Source organism: Pseudomonas sp. (assembly GCF_026224925.1).
Lineage (GTDB): Bacteria > Pseudomonadota > Gammaproteobacteria > Pseudomonadales > Pseudomonadaceae > Aquipseudomonas.
This window is the reverse complement of record NZ_JAMFRV010000022.1, coordinates 1-16889: the sequence shown is the minus strand read 5'-3', so window position 1 is coordinate 16889 and position 16889 is coordinate 1. Positions and strand designations below refer to the sequence as shown.

The window sequence follows — 16889 nt, the reverse complement described above, 5'->3', positions numbered from 1 at the left end:
GGCCAGGTCGGCTTGCCGGGTGGCGAAGCCCTGGATGTACCGATCAGCAGCGGTATCGAAGTCGGCGCCAGTATCAAAATGTTGGTGCGACCCGAAGATCTGCAGTTGTCTTCACCGTTGCCAACATCAGGTAATCGTCTACTGGGCACCGTTACTTTCGTCCGCGACATTGGTGCAACTATCGAAACCACTGTCGAGTGCGCTGGCGTTTCACTCACCGCCCTCAGTACACCAAACCAATGCTTTGGGCTCGCCATCGGTCATCCGGTTTCGGTCACCATTCCCGCTGATGCATGCCGGGTATTAGCGGCCTGAAGACGGTGCGCAATCAAACGCTTTGGCGCAACCGCGCCAGGTCGCGCGACGGTGGTGCGCCAAATTGGCGGCTGTACTCGCGGCTAAATTGCGAAGGGCTTTCATAGCCCACTCGATACCCTGCCGCTGACGCGTCTAGCCCGTCGGCGAGCATCAACCGACGGGCCTCTTGCAAGCGCAATTGTTTCTGGTATTGCAGCGGGCTCATGGCCGTTACCGATTTAAACCGATGGTGCAGGGTCGACACGCTCAGGTTCACTTCGCGTGCCAGATCTTCGATGCGCATGGGCTGTTCGTAATGGCTGTTGAGCCATTTGATCGCTTGGGTAACGCGATGGGTCTGACTGTCGGCAATCGCAATTTCATACAACCGATGGCCTTGTTGACTGCGTAACAACCGGTAAATGATTTCGCGCTGGATCAACGGCGCAAGCATGGCGATGTCTTTGGGCGTGGACAGCAAGCGCGTCAGGCGCAGCACCGCGTCGAGCAACTGGGTGTCGATTTTCTCAATGTACAGACCGCGTCCTGTGGGGCGAGTGGGCACACTCATCGGTCCTGCTTCGGCGATCAGTGCATTGATCTGCACCGGATCGATATCGATGCGCAGCGCCAAATTTGGGCTCGCCGGGGTCGCATGTTGGATGCAGCCACTGATCGGCATCGCGACCGAGATCACCATGTAGTTCAACGGGTCGTAGGTGTAATTCTCTTCACCGAGCCTTACGTCCTTACTGCCTTGAGCGAGGATGCACAGCGCCGGCTGCACCAGGGTCGGGAATGAGTCAATCGGTCGGTCATGGCAGACCATGTGCAACTGCGGGATGGTCGTAGGAAAAACGCCATCTTCGGGTGCGAAGCGTTTGATGATGGAGACCAACTCGGCCCGCTGCTTCTCCATGTCATCGTCTACCTGAGCGTGAAAGCTCTCACTCTGCGACATGCTTCGAGTCCTCTAATGGTCCATTGACGACGCACAGTTTATTTTTGTGCAACGAAAAGCGTTATCTGAATCCTGCCCGATGCTTGCCTGATTCTGTCGGCTGGTGAGTGGGAAGCGAAGAAATGGGCATCCGGGCGCATTGAACTTGCTCAATGCTACGCAAAACTGGGGGCCTCTCATCCTGCGCTCATCAGGGGGAGCAAACACCTTGGTGCAGTAATAGGCAATAAGCTGGCAGAAATTGGCTAACGAAAAATTGGCCTGGACCCTAATCTCTGCTGCTGTAGAACGCCGCTTCACATCCCTTATAAAAGCGTTCGCACTCAGGAGTGCAGACCCATGCATAAGCCAAATCCCGTCAGCCATCTTGCCTTTGCCCGCGCTTCTACCGGCCGCAGTGAGCAACTGGGCGTGCGCTTGAGCAGCTTGATCGAACCTGCATTGAACGCCCCGGGCTGCTTGCAGTTTTCGTTGCAGCAGTCACTGCACGAACCCGATATGTGGGTCGTGTCAGGTATGTGGGCTAGCGAAGAGATGATGAGTGCCTGGTTCGAAACACCCGAGTTGAGTGTTTTTGCCGAACTGGTTCAGCAATTGATTGTCAGCAGCCTGGATTTTCAGACCTTTCAACACGTGACCTCTGTGCAGGCGAAGGCCAATTATCAGCCGCCAATGCAGCAGTTGGCCGGTTGATCGCGTTAAAACGGTAGAATTGCTGCAATTGATCAATAGGCAGGATGAGCCGCATGGCACGTAAAGAATTCAAAGACGTCGAGGCCGTTTCCGCAGTGATGCCGGGAGAGGGTGGCTACAGCGCAGCAATTGCGGTGAAGGCCCACCACGCCGGGGGCGCACCACGTTTCCATCGGGTACTTGATGAGCAAAAGTTCAAGACGGCGCACGAAGCCGACCAAGCCGCATCTGAAGAATTGGCGCGACTGGTCGATGTCGATGCTGACGGTGAGTTGGTATTTTAAATCGAATCAGCTTTTGGGGCGGTACATCTTAAACAGTGATTTAGGGTCGATTTTGAAGTAATCAGCCGGACCGCCTCCACGCAAAATATGCTCGGCCGACGCCGTGTCGTAGATACCGTCTTTAAGCATTGATTTCGCGATGTGAACAGCCACTACCTCGCCCAGTACCAACCAGGTGGGTATCAACGTTTTGTCGACGCGTTGCAATTGGACGATCTGCGTAACTTTGCATTCAAACGAAACCGGTGTCTCCAGCACACGCGGTGCTTTCACAATGCGCGATGCAACCGGCGTCAGGTTTGCCAATTGGAACTCGTCGACTTCCGGACCTACGGGGGCGCAGCTCTGGTTCATGGCTTCAGCCAACGAACGCGTCGCAAGATTCCAGACGAACTCGCCGGTTTCCTCAATATTCCTCAAGCTGTCCTTGCGACCGATACTGCTGAAACCAATGATCGGCGGCACATAGTTAAAACCGTTGAAAAAACTGTACGGGGCGAGATTCAAACGGCCCTGTGCGTCCTGCGAAGAAATCCACCCAATAGGCCGTGGGCCAATGATGGAGTTGAACGGATCATGGGGAAGGCCATGCCCCTTAGTGGGTTCGTAGAAATGAATATCATCTGACATAAAGGGCTTCCTGATGACAGCGGCGGCTAAAGATTAAGGTTGTCATAGTGCAAGGCAATGACCGCAGTTTCCACATTTTCATGCCATTAGCGGCGACATGGACGACGCGCCATGTCGAGATTGTGAACTGCGGAAGATTCTATGTTTGAGGGCAATCCGGTGGGAGCGAACTTGTTCGCGAAGGCAGCGCCGCGGTATGACTGATGCACCTAGTCGTCTGCTTCCCGGTCCCACCCAAATCTCAGCATGCCGCCGGATTTGGGCATCTCCCACAGGGTTTTCGGCATTTCCATACTTTTCCTTCGCCCAAAATTAAGCCCGGCAAAAGCCGGGCTGGGAGGAATAGTTGAAGCGATTAGCTAGTGCGATTAGCACCAACATGATCGGCACCGTCTGAAGCCAGGCGGTTAGCACCAACGTGGTCAGCGCCATCAGCGGCTACGCGGTTAGCACCAACATGGTCAGCACCATCAGCGGCTACGCGGTTTGCGCCTACGTGGTCAGCGCCATCAGCAGCTACGCGGTTTGCGCCTACGTGATCAGCGCCGTCAGCAGCTACCTGAACAGCCTGAGTCGCTAAATTATTTTCTGCAAAAACGGGAAGAGCAAAAGCGCTACTAGCCAAGACTGAGAAAGCCAAGCCAACGATCATTTTTGAAGTTTTCATGTTAGTTGCTCCGACGTACATTTAGTTGTTTAACTGGGTGTGAGATTGATTTTACGCCGCGCTGTTTTATTAAGAAGTCAATCCGATTGGTAGCGAATATTGCTGAAATTGATAGTGCGGATATTTTAGTTATTTCAATGACTTAGCGTTGGAATGCAAACCGCTGTAAGAACCCGAACCCTACACTTAAGGTCTTCACCCGATACTTTTCCTTCGCCCAAAATTAAGCCCGGCAAAAGCCGGGCTGGGAGGAATAATTGAAGCGATTAGCTAGTGCGATTAGCACCAACATGATCAGCGCCGTCTGAAGCCAGGCGGTTTGCACCAACGTGATCAGCACCATCTGCAGCTTGACGGTTTGCACCGACATGATCTGCACCGTCGGAAGCCAAGCGGTTAGCTCCAACGTGGTCAGCGCCGTCGGAAGTTACACGAGCCGCGCTAGCGTTGGTGTGAGCTGAGCCGCCTTCTGCGAAAGCTGGGAGGGCAAAGGTTGTGCTAGCCAATACCGAGAAAGCGATGCCGAAAATCAGTTTTGAAGTTTTCATTTTGGTTGCTCCTATGTAGGGGTAGTTCTGTGTTGCGATGGAGTGAATTTTACGCCGCTGGATTTTCTTAAGAAGTTAATAAGCGTGCTATCGATTATCGTTGGAATTGATAGTGCAAATAATTAGTTATTATTCAATGGCTTAAAGCCACTAGTACTGAGCTGAAGAACCGTTTCAGCGACCCGTAAGGTTTTGGTTGTGAACTTTTTTAACAGGCAAAATTTAGCCCGACAAAAGTGTGGGCTGATGGATACGGGATGCGGGATCAAAGGAACGGACATCGAGACGGGTGTAGCGGTGTCTCGGCTAGGCCTTCAACGCCCAAGTGATCAGCACGGTCAGCAACAATCCGGTCAGCAGAAATGTGGTCAAGACCATTAGCAGTAATGTTGTTTGCACCGATGTGATTAAAGCCATTAGCAGCAACATGATATGCACCTATCGAGTCATAGCCATCAGCAGCAATTCGGTCAGCACCTTCTGGTGGGGGTTCCGGGTTGTTGTGAGCGTTTGTGAGTGGGTATGCGTTGGATGCTACGCCGCTCGTTTTTTTTGAGAACTCATTCGGGGTGTTACCGAATATTGCTGAAATTAATAGTTCTGAAAGCCGGCTCACATCAGGTGTTTACGCAGGTGCAACGTAAAAGGGACGGCCCACTGAGCTGTGGCCGCCCCTTTATATTCACGCTGAGTGTTGATCGAAAATCGATCGTCGACCTCAGTCGGTCTCAATCCGCGAGTGCTTGCGGGTGTCTTTCATGAACACGTAAACCAGCAGTGACACGGCAATGCAGGCAGTTACATACCAGTAGTAACCGGTCTCCATTCCGATGCTTTTGAACCACAAAGCGAGGTATTCAGCGGTGCCGCCGAAGATCGAAACAGTCAAGGCATAAGGCAAGCCCACGCCCAGCGCACGGATCTCGGTAGGGAACAACTCAGCCTTTACCACGGCGTTGATCGAGGTGTAGCCGCTGACGATAATCAGCGCCGCCATGATCAGGAAAAACGCGCCCCACCAGCTTTGTACGGTATGCAGTGTGGTGAGGATTGGCACCGTGAACAGGGTGCCGAGCACGCCGAATGCGATCAGGATTGGACGTCGCCCGATCTTGTCAGACAGCGCACCCACCAACGGTTGTATGCACATAAATAGAAATAATGTGGCTGCCGATATGGTGGTCGAGTCGGTGATGCTCATGCCGACGGTATTCACCAAGTACTTCTGCATGTAGGTGGTGTAGGTATAAAAAGCCAGAGTGCCGCCCATGGTCAAGCCGACGACGGTCATCAATTCTTTTGGATGGCGCATCAAGATGCGCATCGAGCTTTCTTTCTGCACTTTTTTCTTGGTGAACGACTCGGTTTCTTCCATGCCACGACGCAGGTACAGGGCGACCACGGCACACAGTGCGCCGATGACAAACGGGATGCGCCAGCCCCATGCGTACAACTGCTCGGTGGTCAGGGTTTGCTGCAAGACGATCAACACGCCCAAGGCGATAAGCTGCCCAGAAATCAAGGTGACGTACTGGAAGCTGGAGAAGAAGCCACGGCGTTCTTTGGTCGCCATCTCGCTCAAGTAGGTGGCGGAAGTGCCGTATTCACCGCCTACGGACAGCCCCTGCAACAGGCGGGCAAACACCAGCAGAATCGGTGCACCGACGCCAATGACCGCGTAGCTCGGGGTCAAGGCGATGATCAGCGAGCCGAAGCACATCAACAGTACCGATGCCATCAACGCGGCTTTACGCCCCTTGCGGTCGGCGTACATACCCATCAGCCAACCGCCGATTGGACGCATCAAAAAGCCCACGGCGAAGATCGCAGCGGTGTTGAGCAATTGGGCGGTGGTGTCACCTTGGGGGAAGAACGATTTAGCGAAGTACAGCGAGAACGCGGCGTAAACGTACCAGTCGTACCACTCGACCATGTTACCGACTGAGCCACTGAAAATTGATTTCAGACGGCTGCCGGTGGTCTTTTCTTTGGTTGGCGCGACAGTCGCCCCTGCAGTTATAGCGTTTGGGGTATCCATCAAGGATCCTTAAGTCATTGTTTTTAGTGGGGCGCACGGGAGCGCAGCCTGGATAGTCCTATTGCAGGAGCTATGCCAGGCTGTGGAGGGCCTATCTAGAGGGGGGCGCCGGGTTTGCTAGGCAAAAATCCGCTTACTGCAGTCGCTTCAGTAAGCGGAAAGTTGCCTATCAAGACGGTCATTCGGAAGACGGCAAAAACATTTCCCGCAGCAGGCCATGGCGCTGCATCTTTTCGTTGAGGGTTCTGCGCGGCAGTTGCAGCTCGGTGAGCACTGCCTTGATGTCACCTTTGTGCCTGAGCAAGGCAGCACGCAAACAATGCGCTTCAAACGCTTCCTGTTGCGCCGCCAAGGATTGCCCTGACTCGATGGTCAAGGGTTGTGCCTGGCTCAACCCCAACACCTGACGCTCTGCTGCATTGGCCAGCTCACGAACGTTGCCCAGCCAATCATGACTCAATAAATGACTCAGTTCGGCGCCGCTCAGCACCGGCGCTTTACGACCCAGACGTTCGGCGGCGGCACGGGCAAAATGTGAAAACAGCAGGGGTATGTCTTCACGACGCTCACGCAGCGGTGGTAAACGCAGCTCCGCGACGTTCAAGCGATACGCAAGGTCTTCACGAAAACGTCCGGCTCGCGCTTCGTCCAACAAGTCCGGCTTGGTCGCAGCAATGATCCGAATATCGATGGGGATGCTCTGGTTGGAGCCCAATCGTTCGAGGCGCTGCTCTTGCAGCACGCGCAACAGCTTGACCTGCTGCGCCAGCGGCATGCTTTCGATCTCGTCGAGAAACAACGTGCCACCGTCGGCGTATTCAAGTTTGCCAATACGCTTACCTTGCGCACCGGTGAAGGCTCCACTTTCGTGCCCGAACAGCTCCGCTTCGAACAATTGCTCGGGAATCGCGGCACAATTGAGTGCAACAAACGGCTTGCCCGCGCGCGGGCCGAAGTCATGCAGGCAGCGCGCGACCAATTCTTTGCCGCTGCCCGTTTCGCCGCGAATTACTACATTAACCGGCAACTGCGACAGCTCCAGCACTTGCTTGCGCAACACCTGCAGACTCGGCGCGGTACCGAGCAAGGTGGCGTCCAGTCTGGATTTCGCATCTGCCTGCTCATGCAGTCGGTGATTTTCCAGCACCAATTGGCGCTTATCTAACGCCCTACGCAGGATTCTCAGCAGTATTTCCGGGCTAAAGGGTTTTTCCAGAAAATCATAGGCCCCATCACGTATGGCATCCACCGCCATTGGGACGTCACCATGGCCGGTCAGCAAAATAACCGGTAAGTCTGGATCCAAGCGTTGCAGACGATCAAGAAACTCCAAGCCACCCATGCCCGGCATGCGCACATCGCTAAGGATGACCCCCGGAAAATGCTCGGGCAACTCCGCCAGACAGTCTTCTGCACGGCCGTATACCTGCACGCTAAAACCCGAAAGCGTCAGCCATTGCTGGACGGCTTCGCGGATGCTGACTTCATCGTCGACCACAATGACTGCATTCAACATGTGAGATCAGGCCTCGGTTTCTGTGGGTAAAGTAAGCGTGAAGCGTGCGCCGTCGCCTTGGTTGTCGGCGCTTAGTGTGCCGCCGGTTTCATGAACGATCGCGTAGGAAACGGCCAATCCCAACCCTAGGCCATCGCCCACGGGTTTGGTGGTGAAGAACGGGTCAAAAATACTTGCCAAATGTTCCTCGGCAATACCGTCACCACTGTCGCTGACCGTAAGGCGCCAATGCTGCGGTTTGGAATCAGGTTCTATACGCACCTCAAGTCGCTTGACCGGCTTGTCGCGCATGGCGTCCAGAGCATTGCGCAGCAAATTGATCAACACTTGCTCCAGACGGATAGCATCACCGCGTACAAAGGCCGGACGGGCCATATCGAGTACCGTACTGACACCTTCGTCACGGAATCGCGGTTCAAGTAATAACAACGCTTGATCAACCACTGCCGCCAAATCCAGCCGCTCGCGCAAACCACTGGGGCTTTTGCGGGCGAAGGTTTTCAGATGCCCGGTCAACGCCGCCATGCGCGTTAGTTGCTGATCGAGCGGACCCAGTGCTTTATACGCATCGTCGATCCGGCCGTGATCCAGCAGCAGACGCAAGGTCGCCAATTGCATGCGTTGGGTCGTCAGCGGTTGATTGATCTCGTGGGCCAACGCTGCGGACATCTGCCCCAGCGCTGCCAGTTTGGCCGACTGCACCAATCCATCTTGAGCGGTGCGAAGGTCACGGGTGCGCTCCTCAACCAATCGCTCCAACTCTTCGCGGCTACGCTGACGCAAGCGTGCCAAGCGCCAGCGTTGATAGAGGAAAAGCCCAAGGAAAACCAACGTTAGCCACGTACCTGCTGCCGCCAAGGCGGCATTGCGTGTGTCTTCCGCGAGCAGTTGCGGTTTGCGAAGTAGATGCAGCGTCCAGCCTTCAGCGGCCATCGGTAACGATTCCCACAGATAGTCCGCCGTTCCGTCCGGACCCTCTATTCGGGTCAAATGGCTGGTGCCACTGAATTCGCGAAGCACGTGGCTTTGGAGTGGCGACAGCGGCTGTTTGTCGTATTGCCGTGTGGCGGCCAGTTCGGCGCGATCACTGGCGGGTATCGGAAGCAATTCGCGGTATCGCCAACCGCTTTGATTGGCGATAAAAACGATGCCTTTTGCATCGCTGAGCAACAGCAGATCGTCACCCTGGCCCCATTCGCGCTCCAGATCGGGAAACTCCAGCTTCACCACCATGGCGCCCAGAAATTCCCCCGCATCGTTGGTCACTGCGTTGGACAGGAAATAACCGGGGATCCCGCTGGTCACGCCTACCGCATAGAAGCGCCCGACGCCTTGGGCTTTGGTCTGCAGGAAATACGGTCGAAAGCCGTAGTTATGACCGACGTAACTACTTGGCAGCCGCCAGTTGCTGGCGCCGACCGCGAGACCGTTGCGATCCAGTAACTCCAGGGTCGACGATTGTGCCGCGCCGTTGATCTTTTCCAACCGGCGATTCAACGCATCCTGGGCCTCTGGACTTACAGGTCCAAGCAGCGCCGAGCGTATCTCAGGGTCCAGCGCCAAGACCGCAGGCAACGCCCGATAACGTTCGATTAACGTCTGCAACGTGTTGCCATACAACACCAGTTGGCCACCCGCTCGGGCAGCATCATCGGCCATGGCATGCCGCTCGGCTTGACGAACCGCCCATCCAGCCGCCAGCACTGCGCCAGCAAGGATCAGCAGCACAGAGATAAACAGGCGAGCACGGCGAGAAGTAGGGAGCATGGTGACTAAGACGCAAGGAACCGGCGGGCACCTTAGCATGCGCTGACTGCAGCGCAGTTCCGGGGCGGAACTGCGCATTCGGCAGCAATTGTTACAGCAAGTTAAAGCTCTGCTGTTTTACGTCTGAAGAGTCGAGGCCGATCATCACGTTGAATTCGCCCGGTTCAGCAACGAATTTCAACGCAGGATTGAAGAATTTCAGATCTTCTTCGCTGAGGGTGAAGGTGACGACTTTCTCTTCACCGGCTTTCAGCATGACTTTCTGGAAATTCTTCAGCTCTTTCACCGGACGGCTGATGGAGGCGGCGACGTCATGCAGATAAAGCTGCACCACGGTGGCCCCATCGACTTTTCCGGTGTTTTTCAGGGTGACGCTGGCGGTCAAGGTGCCACCGCGCTTCATGTCTTTGGCAGACAGTGTCACGTCAGACAGGCTGAATTGGGTGTAGCTCAGGCCATAACCGAACGGGAAGAGCGGGCCGTTGGTTTCTTCAAAATATTGCGAGGTGTAGTTGCCAGGCTTACCCGGCATCAACGGGCGACCGGTGTTCAAATGCGCGTAGTACACCGGCAACTGACCGATTGAGCGCGGGAACGTCATGGCCAGTTTGCCGGACGGGTTGTAGTCGCCGAACAGCACGTCGGCCACGGCGTTACCGCCTTCAGTGCCGGGGAACCAGGTTTCCAGCATTGCATCAGCTTGTTGCTGTTCTTTAACCAAGGCTAGCGGTCGACCGTTCATCAGCACCAACACCAACGGTTTGCCGGTGGCTTTGAGTGCCGCAATCAGGTCTTGCTGGCGGCCAGGGAGGTTGAGGCTGGTACGGCTTGCCGATTCGTGGGACATCCCACGCGACTCGCCGACCACTGCAACCACGACGTCGGACTGCTGCGCGACCTTGACCGCTTCGGCGATCATCTCTTCGGCAGGGCGCGGATCGGTTTCAACTTCGGTGACCATGAAGTTCAGGTATTTGATGATCGCTGGATCGTCAGCAACGTTGGCGCCTCGGGCGTAAACCAGCTTGGCTTTGTCGCCGACCGCACTGGCCAAACCGTCAAACACCGTTACCGACTGGTGTGGAACACCGGCCGCAGACCAACTGCCCAGCATGTCGAGTTGGCTTTTCGCCAGCGCGCCGATGACCGCAATGGTGCCTTGCTTCTTCAATGGCAACGTTTCGTTATCGTTTTTCAGCAATACCATGGTCTTGCGTGCGACGTCGCGGGCTTCGACGCGGTGCAAGCGGCTTTCCCCGTTGGTATCGATAGGGTCGGTAGCGGCGTCACCGATTCGGCGGAACGGGTCGGCAAACAGGCCCATGTCGTACTTGGCGCCCAATACCTCGCGAACCGCGCTATCGATATCGTTCTGGGTGATCTCGCCGTCTTTCAACAGTCCTGGCAACTGCTCGCCATACACCGAGTCGTTCATGCTCATGTCGACACCGGCCTTGATCGCCAGCTTGGCGGCCTCACGGTCGTCGCGGGCTACGCCGTGGCGAATCAATTCCTTGATGGCGCCGTGGTCGCTGATGGTCACGCCCTTGAAGCCCCAGTCTTTACGCAGCAAGTCTTTCAACAGCCAGGTGTTTGACGTGGCCGGAATACCGTTTATCGAGTTAAGCGCGATCATGACCCCGCCAGCACCGGCATCGATAGCGGCGTGATACGGCGGCAAGTAGTCCTGATACATACGGGTAGGACTCATATCGACGGTGTTGTAGTCCTTACCACCTTCAACGGCGCCGTACAGGGCGAAGTGCTTGACGCTGGCCATCAGGCTGTCGGCGCTGCCTGGATGCTCGCCGCGATAAGCGTTGACCATCACTTTGGCGATGCGCGACACCAGATAGGTGTCTTCACCGAAGCCTTCGGAGCTGCGGCCCCAGCGTGGGTCGCGGGAAATATCGACCATCGGTGCGAAGGTCATGTCCAGGCCATCCGCCGCCGCTTCCTTGGCGGATACTCGACCGCTCAGCGCGATGGCGTCCATGTCCCAGCTAGCGGCCAGGCCGAGGCTGATAGGAAACGCCGTGCGATGACCGTGGACGACGTCGTAGGCAAAAAACATCGGAATCTTCAGGCGGCTGTTAACCACAGCAGCCTGTTGCAATGGACGGTTTTCTGGACGCGTGATCGAGTTGAACGTGCCACCGATTCTGCCGGCGGCAATTTCTTTAAGAATTTGTGGCTGCGGCATTTCAGGCCCAATGCTGATAAGGCGCAATTGGCCGATCTTTTCAGCGAGGGTCATTTGCTTCATCAGGTTGGAGATGAACGCGTTCTTATTTGCTAGCGGGGTGGTAGTGGTCTCGGCCATTACCGAGTGACTGGCCAGACCAACAACGAGGCCCAGCAAACACAGCTTATTCATGAATATTTTCTCAAGGCGTTCTTCAGCAACTCACGTTAAGTACTGGTCAGCCAAATTTGGGAATTGAGTCTGTTGCGCATATTGTCGATCAGGGCAGGGGCCGCCACTGAACTCTTTGTCGCGCAGAGCATCTTTAGCGCAGCGAGTTTTAGCGTATTGCGCGTCAGCAATCCAGCGTTGTTGACGGATTATGCCGGGGATCGTCCATTTTGGCTAAAGTCAGTCTGCAGGCTGCGTTAAAAAGTTTCTCAACAGGGAGCAAAAACATGCAAACACCACGGGGTTATCGCTTTAGTTGGTCCATGACTGCATTAATGTTAATCAGCACGCTGCTCGCGGGCTGTGGTATCAACAACATTCCCACTTACGACGAGCAAGTAAAAGCTGCGTGGGCACAAGTGCAGAACCAATATCAACGGCGTGCGGACCTGATTCCCAACTTGGTGGAGACCGTCAAAGGTTACGCCAAGCAGGAGCAGGCGACGTTGACTGCGGTGATTGAAGCGCGGGCCAAGGCTACGTCAATTCAGGTTGACGCCAGCACCTTGAACGATCCGGAAAAGCTCAAGCAATTCCAAGAAGCTCAGGGGCAACTGACTGGCGCGTTGAGTCGATTGATGGTGGTCTCCGAGCGCTACCCGGACCTGAAATCCAACCAGAACTTCTTGGCATTGCAATCGCAACTGGAAGGCACTGAGAACAGAATCAGCGTGTCCCGCAAAGATTTTATTGCCTCGGTCGAGCGCTACAACACTGAAATCCGTACGTTCCCAGGTCGCTTGTGGCACAGCGTGATGTACAGCGATTTACCGATCCGGGCGAACTTTGAAGCCACCACTGAAGGTGCCGACAAAGCTCCCGAAGTGAAATTCTGATGCGTGCCCTGCGGCTTGGCGCGTTTGGGCTGTTAATAGCGTGTGCCTCGGTTGCCTTGGCGGCATTGGTGTTCCCGCCGTTGACCGGACGAGTGGTCGATACCGCGCAACTGATCGATGCCCAGACCAAGGCGCAGCTCACGCAGATGCTCGAAGCCCATGAGCAGACCACGGGTGAACAGGTGGTCGTAGTGACGTTGCCAAACTTGCAGGGCACCAGCATCGAAGATTACGGCTATCAACTTGGTCGGGCATGGGGCGTGGGTCAGAAAGACAAGAGTAATGGGGCGTTGCTAATCGTGGCGCGTGATGACCACAAGGTTCGGATCGAAGTCGGTTATGGGCTTGAGGATCGTCTGACCGATGCCCAGTCTTCGGTGATCATCAACCAGATCATCACCCCGGCGTTCAAGGCTGGAAATTTCTCGGGCGGGATCAGCCAAGGCACCGAGGCGATGATTCAGGTGTTGGGTGGTAATCCGTTGGCTGAACCGGCCGCCGAACCTGAAGGCGATAGTGACTCCAGCGATCTGCCCTTAGACTTTTTGTATGTAGGGATGTTTCTGGTTTTCATCTTCATCAACATGCGTGGCGGTGGTGGCGGTCGCTGGGGGGGTGGCGGATTTATCGGCGGCGCGGGTGGTTTTGGTTATGGCGGGTCTAGGTCGAGCGGCGGCGGGGGTGGTTTCAGTGGCGGGGGCGGTAGTTTTGGTGGAGGAGGGGCGTCTGGCAGCTGGTAGTCATACTGGAAGAATGCGTCATCCATGCATCGGCGAGTGATACTCCATGTACAGGCGAGTTTAAAACCATGGCATTACTGAGTAACGACGAACAGCGGCAGGTGTCCGAGGCGGTCAGTCGGGTTGAACTGAAGACGGATGCTGAGCTGGTCACGGTATTGGCTGCACGCTCGGACGACTATGCCTACGTGCCGTTGATATGGGCCGGTGTAGTGGCGCTATTGGTGCCTGGCGTGCTCAGCTACATCAGCGGTTGGTTCAGTGCCAATCAGCTGCTATTGGCCCAATTGGCTACGTTCATCGTCGCCGCGCTGATCATGCGTTTGCCGTCCATAACCACACAATTGATCCCGGAATCCGTTCGCCACTGGCGCGCAAGTAGTTTGGCGCGGCGCCAGTTCCTCGAACAAAACCTGCATCGCACGGCGGGTGAAACCGGGGTGCTGATCTTCGTTTCCGAGGCCGAGCGGTATGTGGAAATTTTGGTGGATCGGGGCATCAGCCGCCATTTGGACGATGCCGTGTGGGAAGCCATCGTCGATGTTTTTACCCAGCAGGTCAGGGATGGTGAGACGTTGAAAGGCTTCTTGAGTTGTATTGAATCGTGCGGTGAGTTGCTGGCTACCCATGTGCCTGTGACGCAAACGCGCAATGAATTGCCGAATCGGTTGGTGGTGTTGGAGTGATGCGGCGTTTCAGATAAACCGTGTTGACTTCTTCGCGAACAAGTTCGGTCCCACAGGAAATCCGCAAATCCCGGTGGGAGCGAACTTGTTCGCGAAGAGGCCCCTAGAACACACCACCAATCGCCCATTCATAATTAAATCAACCGATCCCTCACAACCCGCCTAAAATACGGCCTCGTTATTTCCAGCCCGCCCGAGGCGCTTTCCGATGTCAGTGACTGCAACTACCACCCAGCCCGCGCCGGATCACCATGCGCAGTTTTTGAGCCTGCTCGACACCAGCCTGTCGCAGAACTCGTTTATTAAGCTGGTGCTGGCCAAGTACGTTGGGTCCGAGGCGGAATTGCAGCGGATTATCATCAAGCTGACGACAATCAAAGAACAGCCACACCTGTCGTTCGTCTACCGATACAAGACCCGTGACATCACCAAAAATTTCTTGCTGGCCGAAGGTGTCGAGATGATCGCCGGCTTGCTGCCTGACGCCTTCAAGAACGCGCACTTGTTGTCACTGAATGACGAAGTGCAGTTGGAATACAGCAAAAAAGGCAAAAGCACGCTGTTCAAAAGCAAGGCCCAACAAGAGCGTGAAGCGCCGTCTGTCGAGCATGACCGCGAGAAAAAACGCTATCTGGAACTGACTCGTCCGTTTCTGACCGACCTAGGCGTGACTAACAAACAGCATGAGCTGATCCCGGCCATGTCGCGTAAGTGGAAGCAGATCAATAAATTCATTGAGGTGTTTTCCCACGCATTAAGCTCATCGCCGCTGGCCCTTGATCAGCCAATCAAGGTTGCGGACTTTGGTTCGGGCAAGGGCTACCTCACGTTCGCGATCCACGATTACCTGCGCAACACACTGCAGGCCGAAGGCAATGTGACGGGTGTTGAACTGCGCGAAGACATGGTGACCTTGTGCAACACCGCCGCCGAACGTCTGGAACATCCGGGCCTGATATTCGAACACGGTGACGTACGCAGTGTGGCGCCGAGCGCGCTGGATGTGATGATCGCGTTGCACGCCTGCGATATTGCCACCGATTACGCCATCCACATGGGCATCCGCTCCGGGGCGTCGATCATCATGTGCTCGCCGTGCTGCCATAAACAGATCCGCTTGCAGATCCAGAGCCCGACTTTGCTGCGGCCGATGCTGCAATACGGTTTGCACATGGGCCAACAGGCGGAAATGGTTACCGACAGCCTGCGCGCCTTGCTCCTTGAAGCGTGTGGCTACGAGACCAAGGTATTCGAGTTCATTTCGTTGGAGCACACCAACAAGAACAAAATGATCCTCGCCGTCAAACGCGCCGAGCCCCTGAAGCAACCTGAGTTGCTGGCGAAAATCCAGGAACTGAAGACGTTTTACGGCATTCAAGAGCACTGCCTGGAAACCTTGCTCCAGGCGGACGGCTACATCAACTGATCAGACACGGACCGTTTTGGGCGTAACCACTGTGGTCTTGCGCCCCAGCATCACGGTGGCGATTACACCCGCCGCGAACAGCCAGGTCATTGGCTCAATATGCTCACCAAAGAACAGCGCCGAGAAGGCGATGGTGAAGAATATCTGCAGCAGTTGGACCTGACTGACCCTGGAAATGCCGCCCATGGCCAAGCCTGAGTACCACGCAAAAAAGCCGATGAATTGCGAGAAGATCGTCACGTAGCCAAACGCCCACCACGTGCCGCTCGATATGGGGCCTTGATGTTGCAGTGCCAGGTAAATCACCGGTCCTGCCAACAGCGGGGCCGAGAGTACCAGCGCCCAACAAATTACCTGCCAGCCGCCCATTTCTTTGGCCAGTCTGCCGCCTTCGGCGTAACCCAAGCCCCCCACGGCAATTGCCGCCAGCATCCACAAATCGCCTGGTTGAATGCTTCCGGCGCCGCTGATCAAGGCATAACCCAGCACTAACGCACTGCCCAAGGCGGCGCAGGCCCAAAACGATTTGGAAGGGCGCTCATGGGACAACCAGGCGGCGTAGATCGCTACGCACAAGGGTTGTAGGCCGTTGACTAGTGCGCCGTGGGAGGCGGGAAGGGTCTTCATGGCCCAAGCGGACAATACCGGGAAGCCGATGATTACACCGAGACCCACTAAGCACAGGCCTTTGACTTGCGCCCAAGTGGGCCATTTTTCGCGACGGATTAATAACAGCATCGCAGCCGGAATCGCCGCCAGCAGGGCGCGACCTAAGCCATTGAGTAAAGGGTGAACCTCTTGCACCACGATGCGCGTCATGGGCAGTGTCAGGCTAAAAATAATCACCCCGAGCAGGCCTAGAGCCATACCGGTGTTTTCGCGAGAGGACATGATCTAGATGGGCCTTGTTATTGAATGTATACAAAGAAGGGAGCATCTAGCCACAAACCCCGCGTGAACGCCCTCACAGCTACCGACAGATTTATCAGTACAGTTGGCAAAATTGTTCTTTTCGTGAAAATTGAGTCAGTGCCTTGAACCTGACTGTTTCGGTGATGGCAGGGGAATGTTCAGGTCTTTGATCGACACTGATAACGCAGGATCACCCAGCGGATGGGTCTTCGCGTCATAGAACTTCAGCGTCATACCTTGTCCGGCGAACAGGCTGCTGAAATGGCGCTTCTGTTGCTGGATAAAGCCGTCACAGCGCCGAGCGATTGAAAACGCGATGGTCTAGATGTTGGCCAATTTGATGGCCTCGATGATGTGCGCGTCCTGTTTGCCGAGGGCATGGCCGAACACACACAGCGCCTCTTTGGGGGTGGCCAGTTGCGCGTTGCAATAGCCGAGGTAATCCGTGTGGCGGATCATCTTCACTTTGTTG

General features: G+C 55.5%; 18 protein-coding genes. 7 read left to right on the top strand and 11 right to left on the bottom strand.

Annotation, left to right across the window (positions count from 1 at the left end; all coding sequences use genetic code 11):
* On the top strand, positions 1-315 hold a 315-nt coding region (locus M0974_RS01300; protein WP_297831647.1), incomplete at its 5' end, for a TOBE domain-containing protein.
* A gap of 13 nt (positions 316-328) precedes the next feature.
* Here the strand turns inward: M0974_RS01300 and M0974_RS01295 are convergent.
* A complete protein-coding gene (locus M0974_RS01295; protein ID WP_297831644.1) occupies positions 329-1258 on the bottom strand; it encodes an AraC family transcriptional regulator in 930 nt (309 codons plus the stop codon).
* 339 nt (positions 1259-1597) lie between these two features.
* On the opposite strand from M0974_RS01295, the gene M0974_RS01290 reads away from it, so the two are divergent.
* Together M0974_RS01290 and M0974_RS01285 are read left to right on the top strand one after the other, a co-directional pair.
* Complete coding sequence (locus M0974_RS01290; protein ID WP_297831641.1) at positions 1598-1951, top strand: putative quinol monooxygenase; 354 nt, start codon at positions 1598-1600, stop codon at positions 1949-1951.
* A gap of 53 nt (positions 1952-2004) precedes the next feature.
* Positions 2005-2235, top strand: coding sequence for a hypothetical protein (locus M0974_RS01285; protein WP_297831638.1), 231 nt, complete (start codon positions 2005-2007; stop codon positions 2233-2235).
* A gap of 6 nt (positions 2236-2241) precedes the next feature.
* Here the strand turns inward: M0974_RS01285 and M0974_RS01280 are convergent, their stop codons facing one another.
* The 8 genes from M0974_RS01280 to bglX all read right to left on the bottom strand — a co-directional run bounded on the left by M0974_RS01280 (position 2242) and on the right by bglX (position 11778).
* Positions 2242-2865 (bottom strand): flavin reductase family protein, encoded by a 624-nt coding sequence (locus tag M0974_RS01280; RefSeq protein ID WP_297831635.1) that lies wholly within the window; start codon positions 2863-2865, stop codon positions 2242-2244.
* Positions 2866-3220: 355 nt separating this feature from the next.
* Positions 3221-3532, bottom strand: a complete 312-nt coding sequence (locus M0974_RS33270) for a hypothetical protein (protein ID WP_367278931.1) — start codon at positions 3530-3532, stop codon at positions 3221-3223.
* Between the two features lie 266 nt (positions 3533-3798).
* Positions 3799-4080, bottom strand: a complete 282-nt coding sequence (locus M0974_RS01270) for a hypothetical protein (RefSeq protein ID WP_297831629.1) — start codon at positions 4078-4080, stop codon at positions 3799-3801.
* A 306-nt stretch (positions 4081-4386) separates the two neighbouring features.
* Positions 4387-4509, bottom strand: coding sequence for a hypothetical protein (locus M0974_RS01265; protein WP_297831626.1), 123 nt, complete (start codon positions 4507-4509; stop codon positions 4387-4389).
* 289 nt (positions 4510-4798) lie between these two features.
* The gene (locus M0974_RS01260; protein ID WP_297831623.1) at positions 4799-6118 is read right to left on the bottom strand and encodes an MFS transporter; all 1320 of its coding nucleotides are present in this window, start codon (positions 6116-6118) and stop codon (positions 4799-4801) included.
* 178 nt (positions 6119-6296) lie between these two features.
* On the bottom strand, positions 6297-7634 hold the full coding sequence (locus M0974_RS01255; protein WP_297831619.1) for a sigma-54 dependent transcriptional regulator: 1338 nt from the start codon (positions 7632-7634) through the stop codon (positions 6297-6299).
* Between the two features lie 6 nt (positions 7635-7640).
* Positions 7641-9401, bottom strand: coding sequence for an ATP-binding protein (locus M0974_RS01250; RefSeq protein ID WP_297831617.1), 1761 nt, complete (start codon positions 9399-9401; stop codon positions 7641-7643).
* A gap of 91 nt (positions 9402-9492) precedes the next feature.
* Positions 9493-11778: a beta-glucosidase BglX gene (gene bglX / locus M0974_RS01245; RefSeq protein WP_297831614.1), complete on the bottom strand. Its 2286-nt coding sequence runs from the start codon at positions 11776-11778 to the stop codon at positions 9493-9495.
* Positions 11779-12044: 266 nt separating this feature from the next.
* On the opposite strand from bglX, the gene M0974_RS01240 reads away from it, so the two are divergent.
* From M0974_RS01240 to M0974_RS01225, 4 genes are all read left to right on the top strand, one after another.
* Positions 12045-12653, top strand: a complete 609-nt coding sequence (locus M0974_RS01240) for a LemA family protein (RefSeq protein ID WP_297831611.1) — start codon at positions 12045-12047, stop codon at positions 12651-12653.
* Positions 12653-13393 (top strand): YgcG family protein, encoded by a 741-nt coding sequence (locus M0974_RS01235; RefSeq protein ID WP_297831608.1) that lies wholly within the window; start codon positions 12653-12655, stop codon positions 13391-13393. The genes M0974_RS01240 and M0974_RS01235 overlap by 1 nt, the downstream gene beginning before the upstream one ends.
* A 68-nt stretch (positions 13394-13461) precedes the next feature.
* The gene (locus tag M0974_RS01230) at positions 13462-14079 is read left to right on the top strand and encodes a TPM domain-containing protein (protein WP_297831605.1); all 618 of its coding nucleotides are present in this window, start codon (positions 13462-13464) and stop codon (positions 14077-14079) included.
* 208 nt (positions 14080-14287) lie between these two features.
* On the top strand, positions 14288-15505 hold the full coding sequence (locus M0974_RS01225; RefSeq protein ID WP_297831602.1) for an SAM-dependent methyltransferase: 1218 nt from the start codon (positions 14288-14290) through the stop codon (positions 15503-15505).
* Here the strand turns inward: M0974_RS01225 and M0974_RS01220 are convergent, their stop codons facing one another.
* The gene (locus M0974_RS01220) at positions 15506-16396 is read right to left on the bottom strand and encodes a DMT family transporter (protein ID WP_297831599.1); all 891 of its coding nucleotides are present in this window, start codon (positions 16394-16396) and stop codon (positions 15506-15508) included. It abuts the gene before it with no gap.
* 342 nt (positions 16397-16738) lie between these two features.
* Entirely contained in the window at positions 16739-16876 is a 138-nt protein-coding gene (locus tag M0974_RS33265) for a hypothetical protein (RefSeq protein ID WP_367278932.1), read from the bottom strand.
* Between the last annotated feature and the right edge of the window lie 13 nt (positions 16877-16889).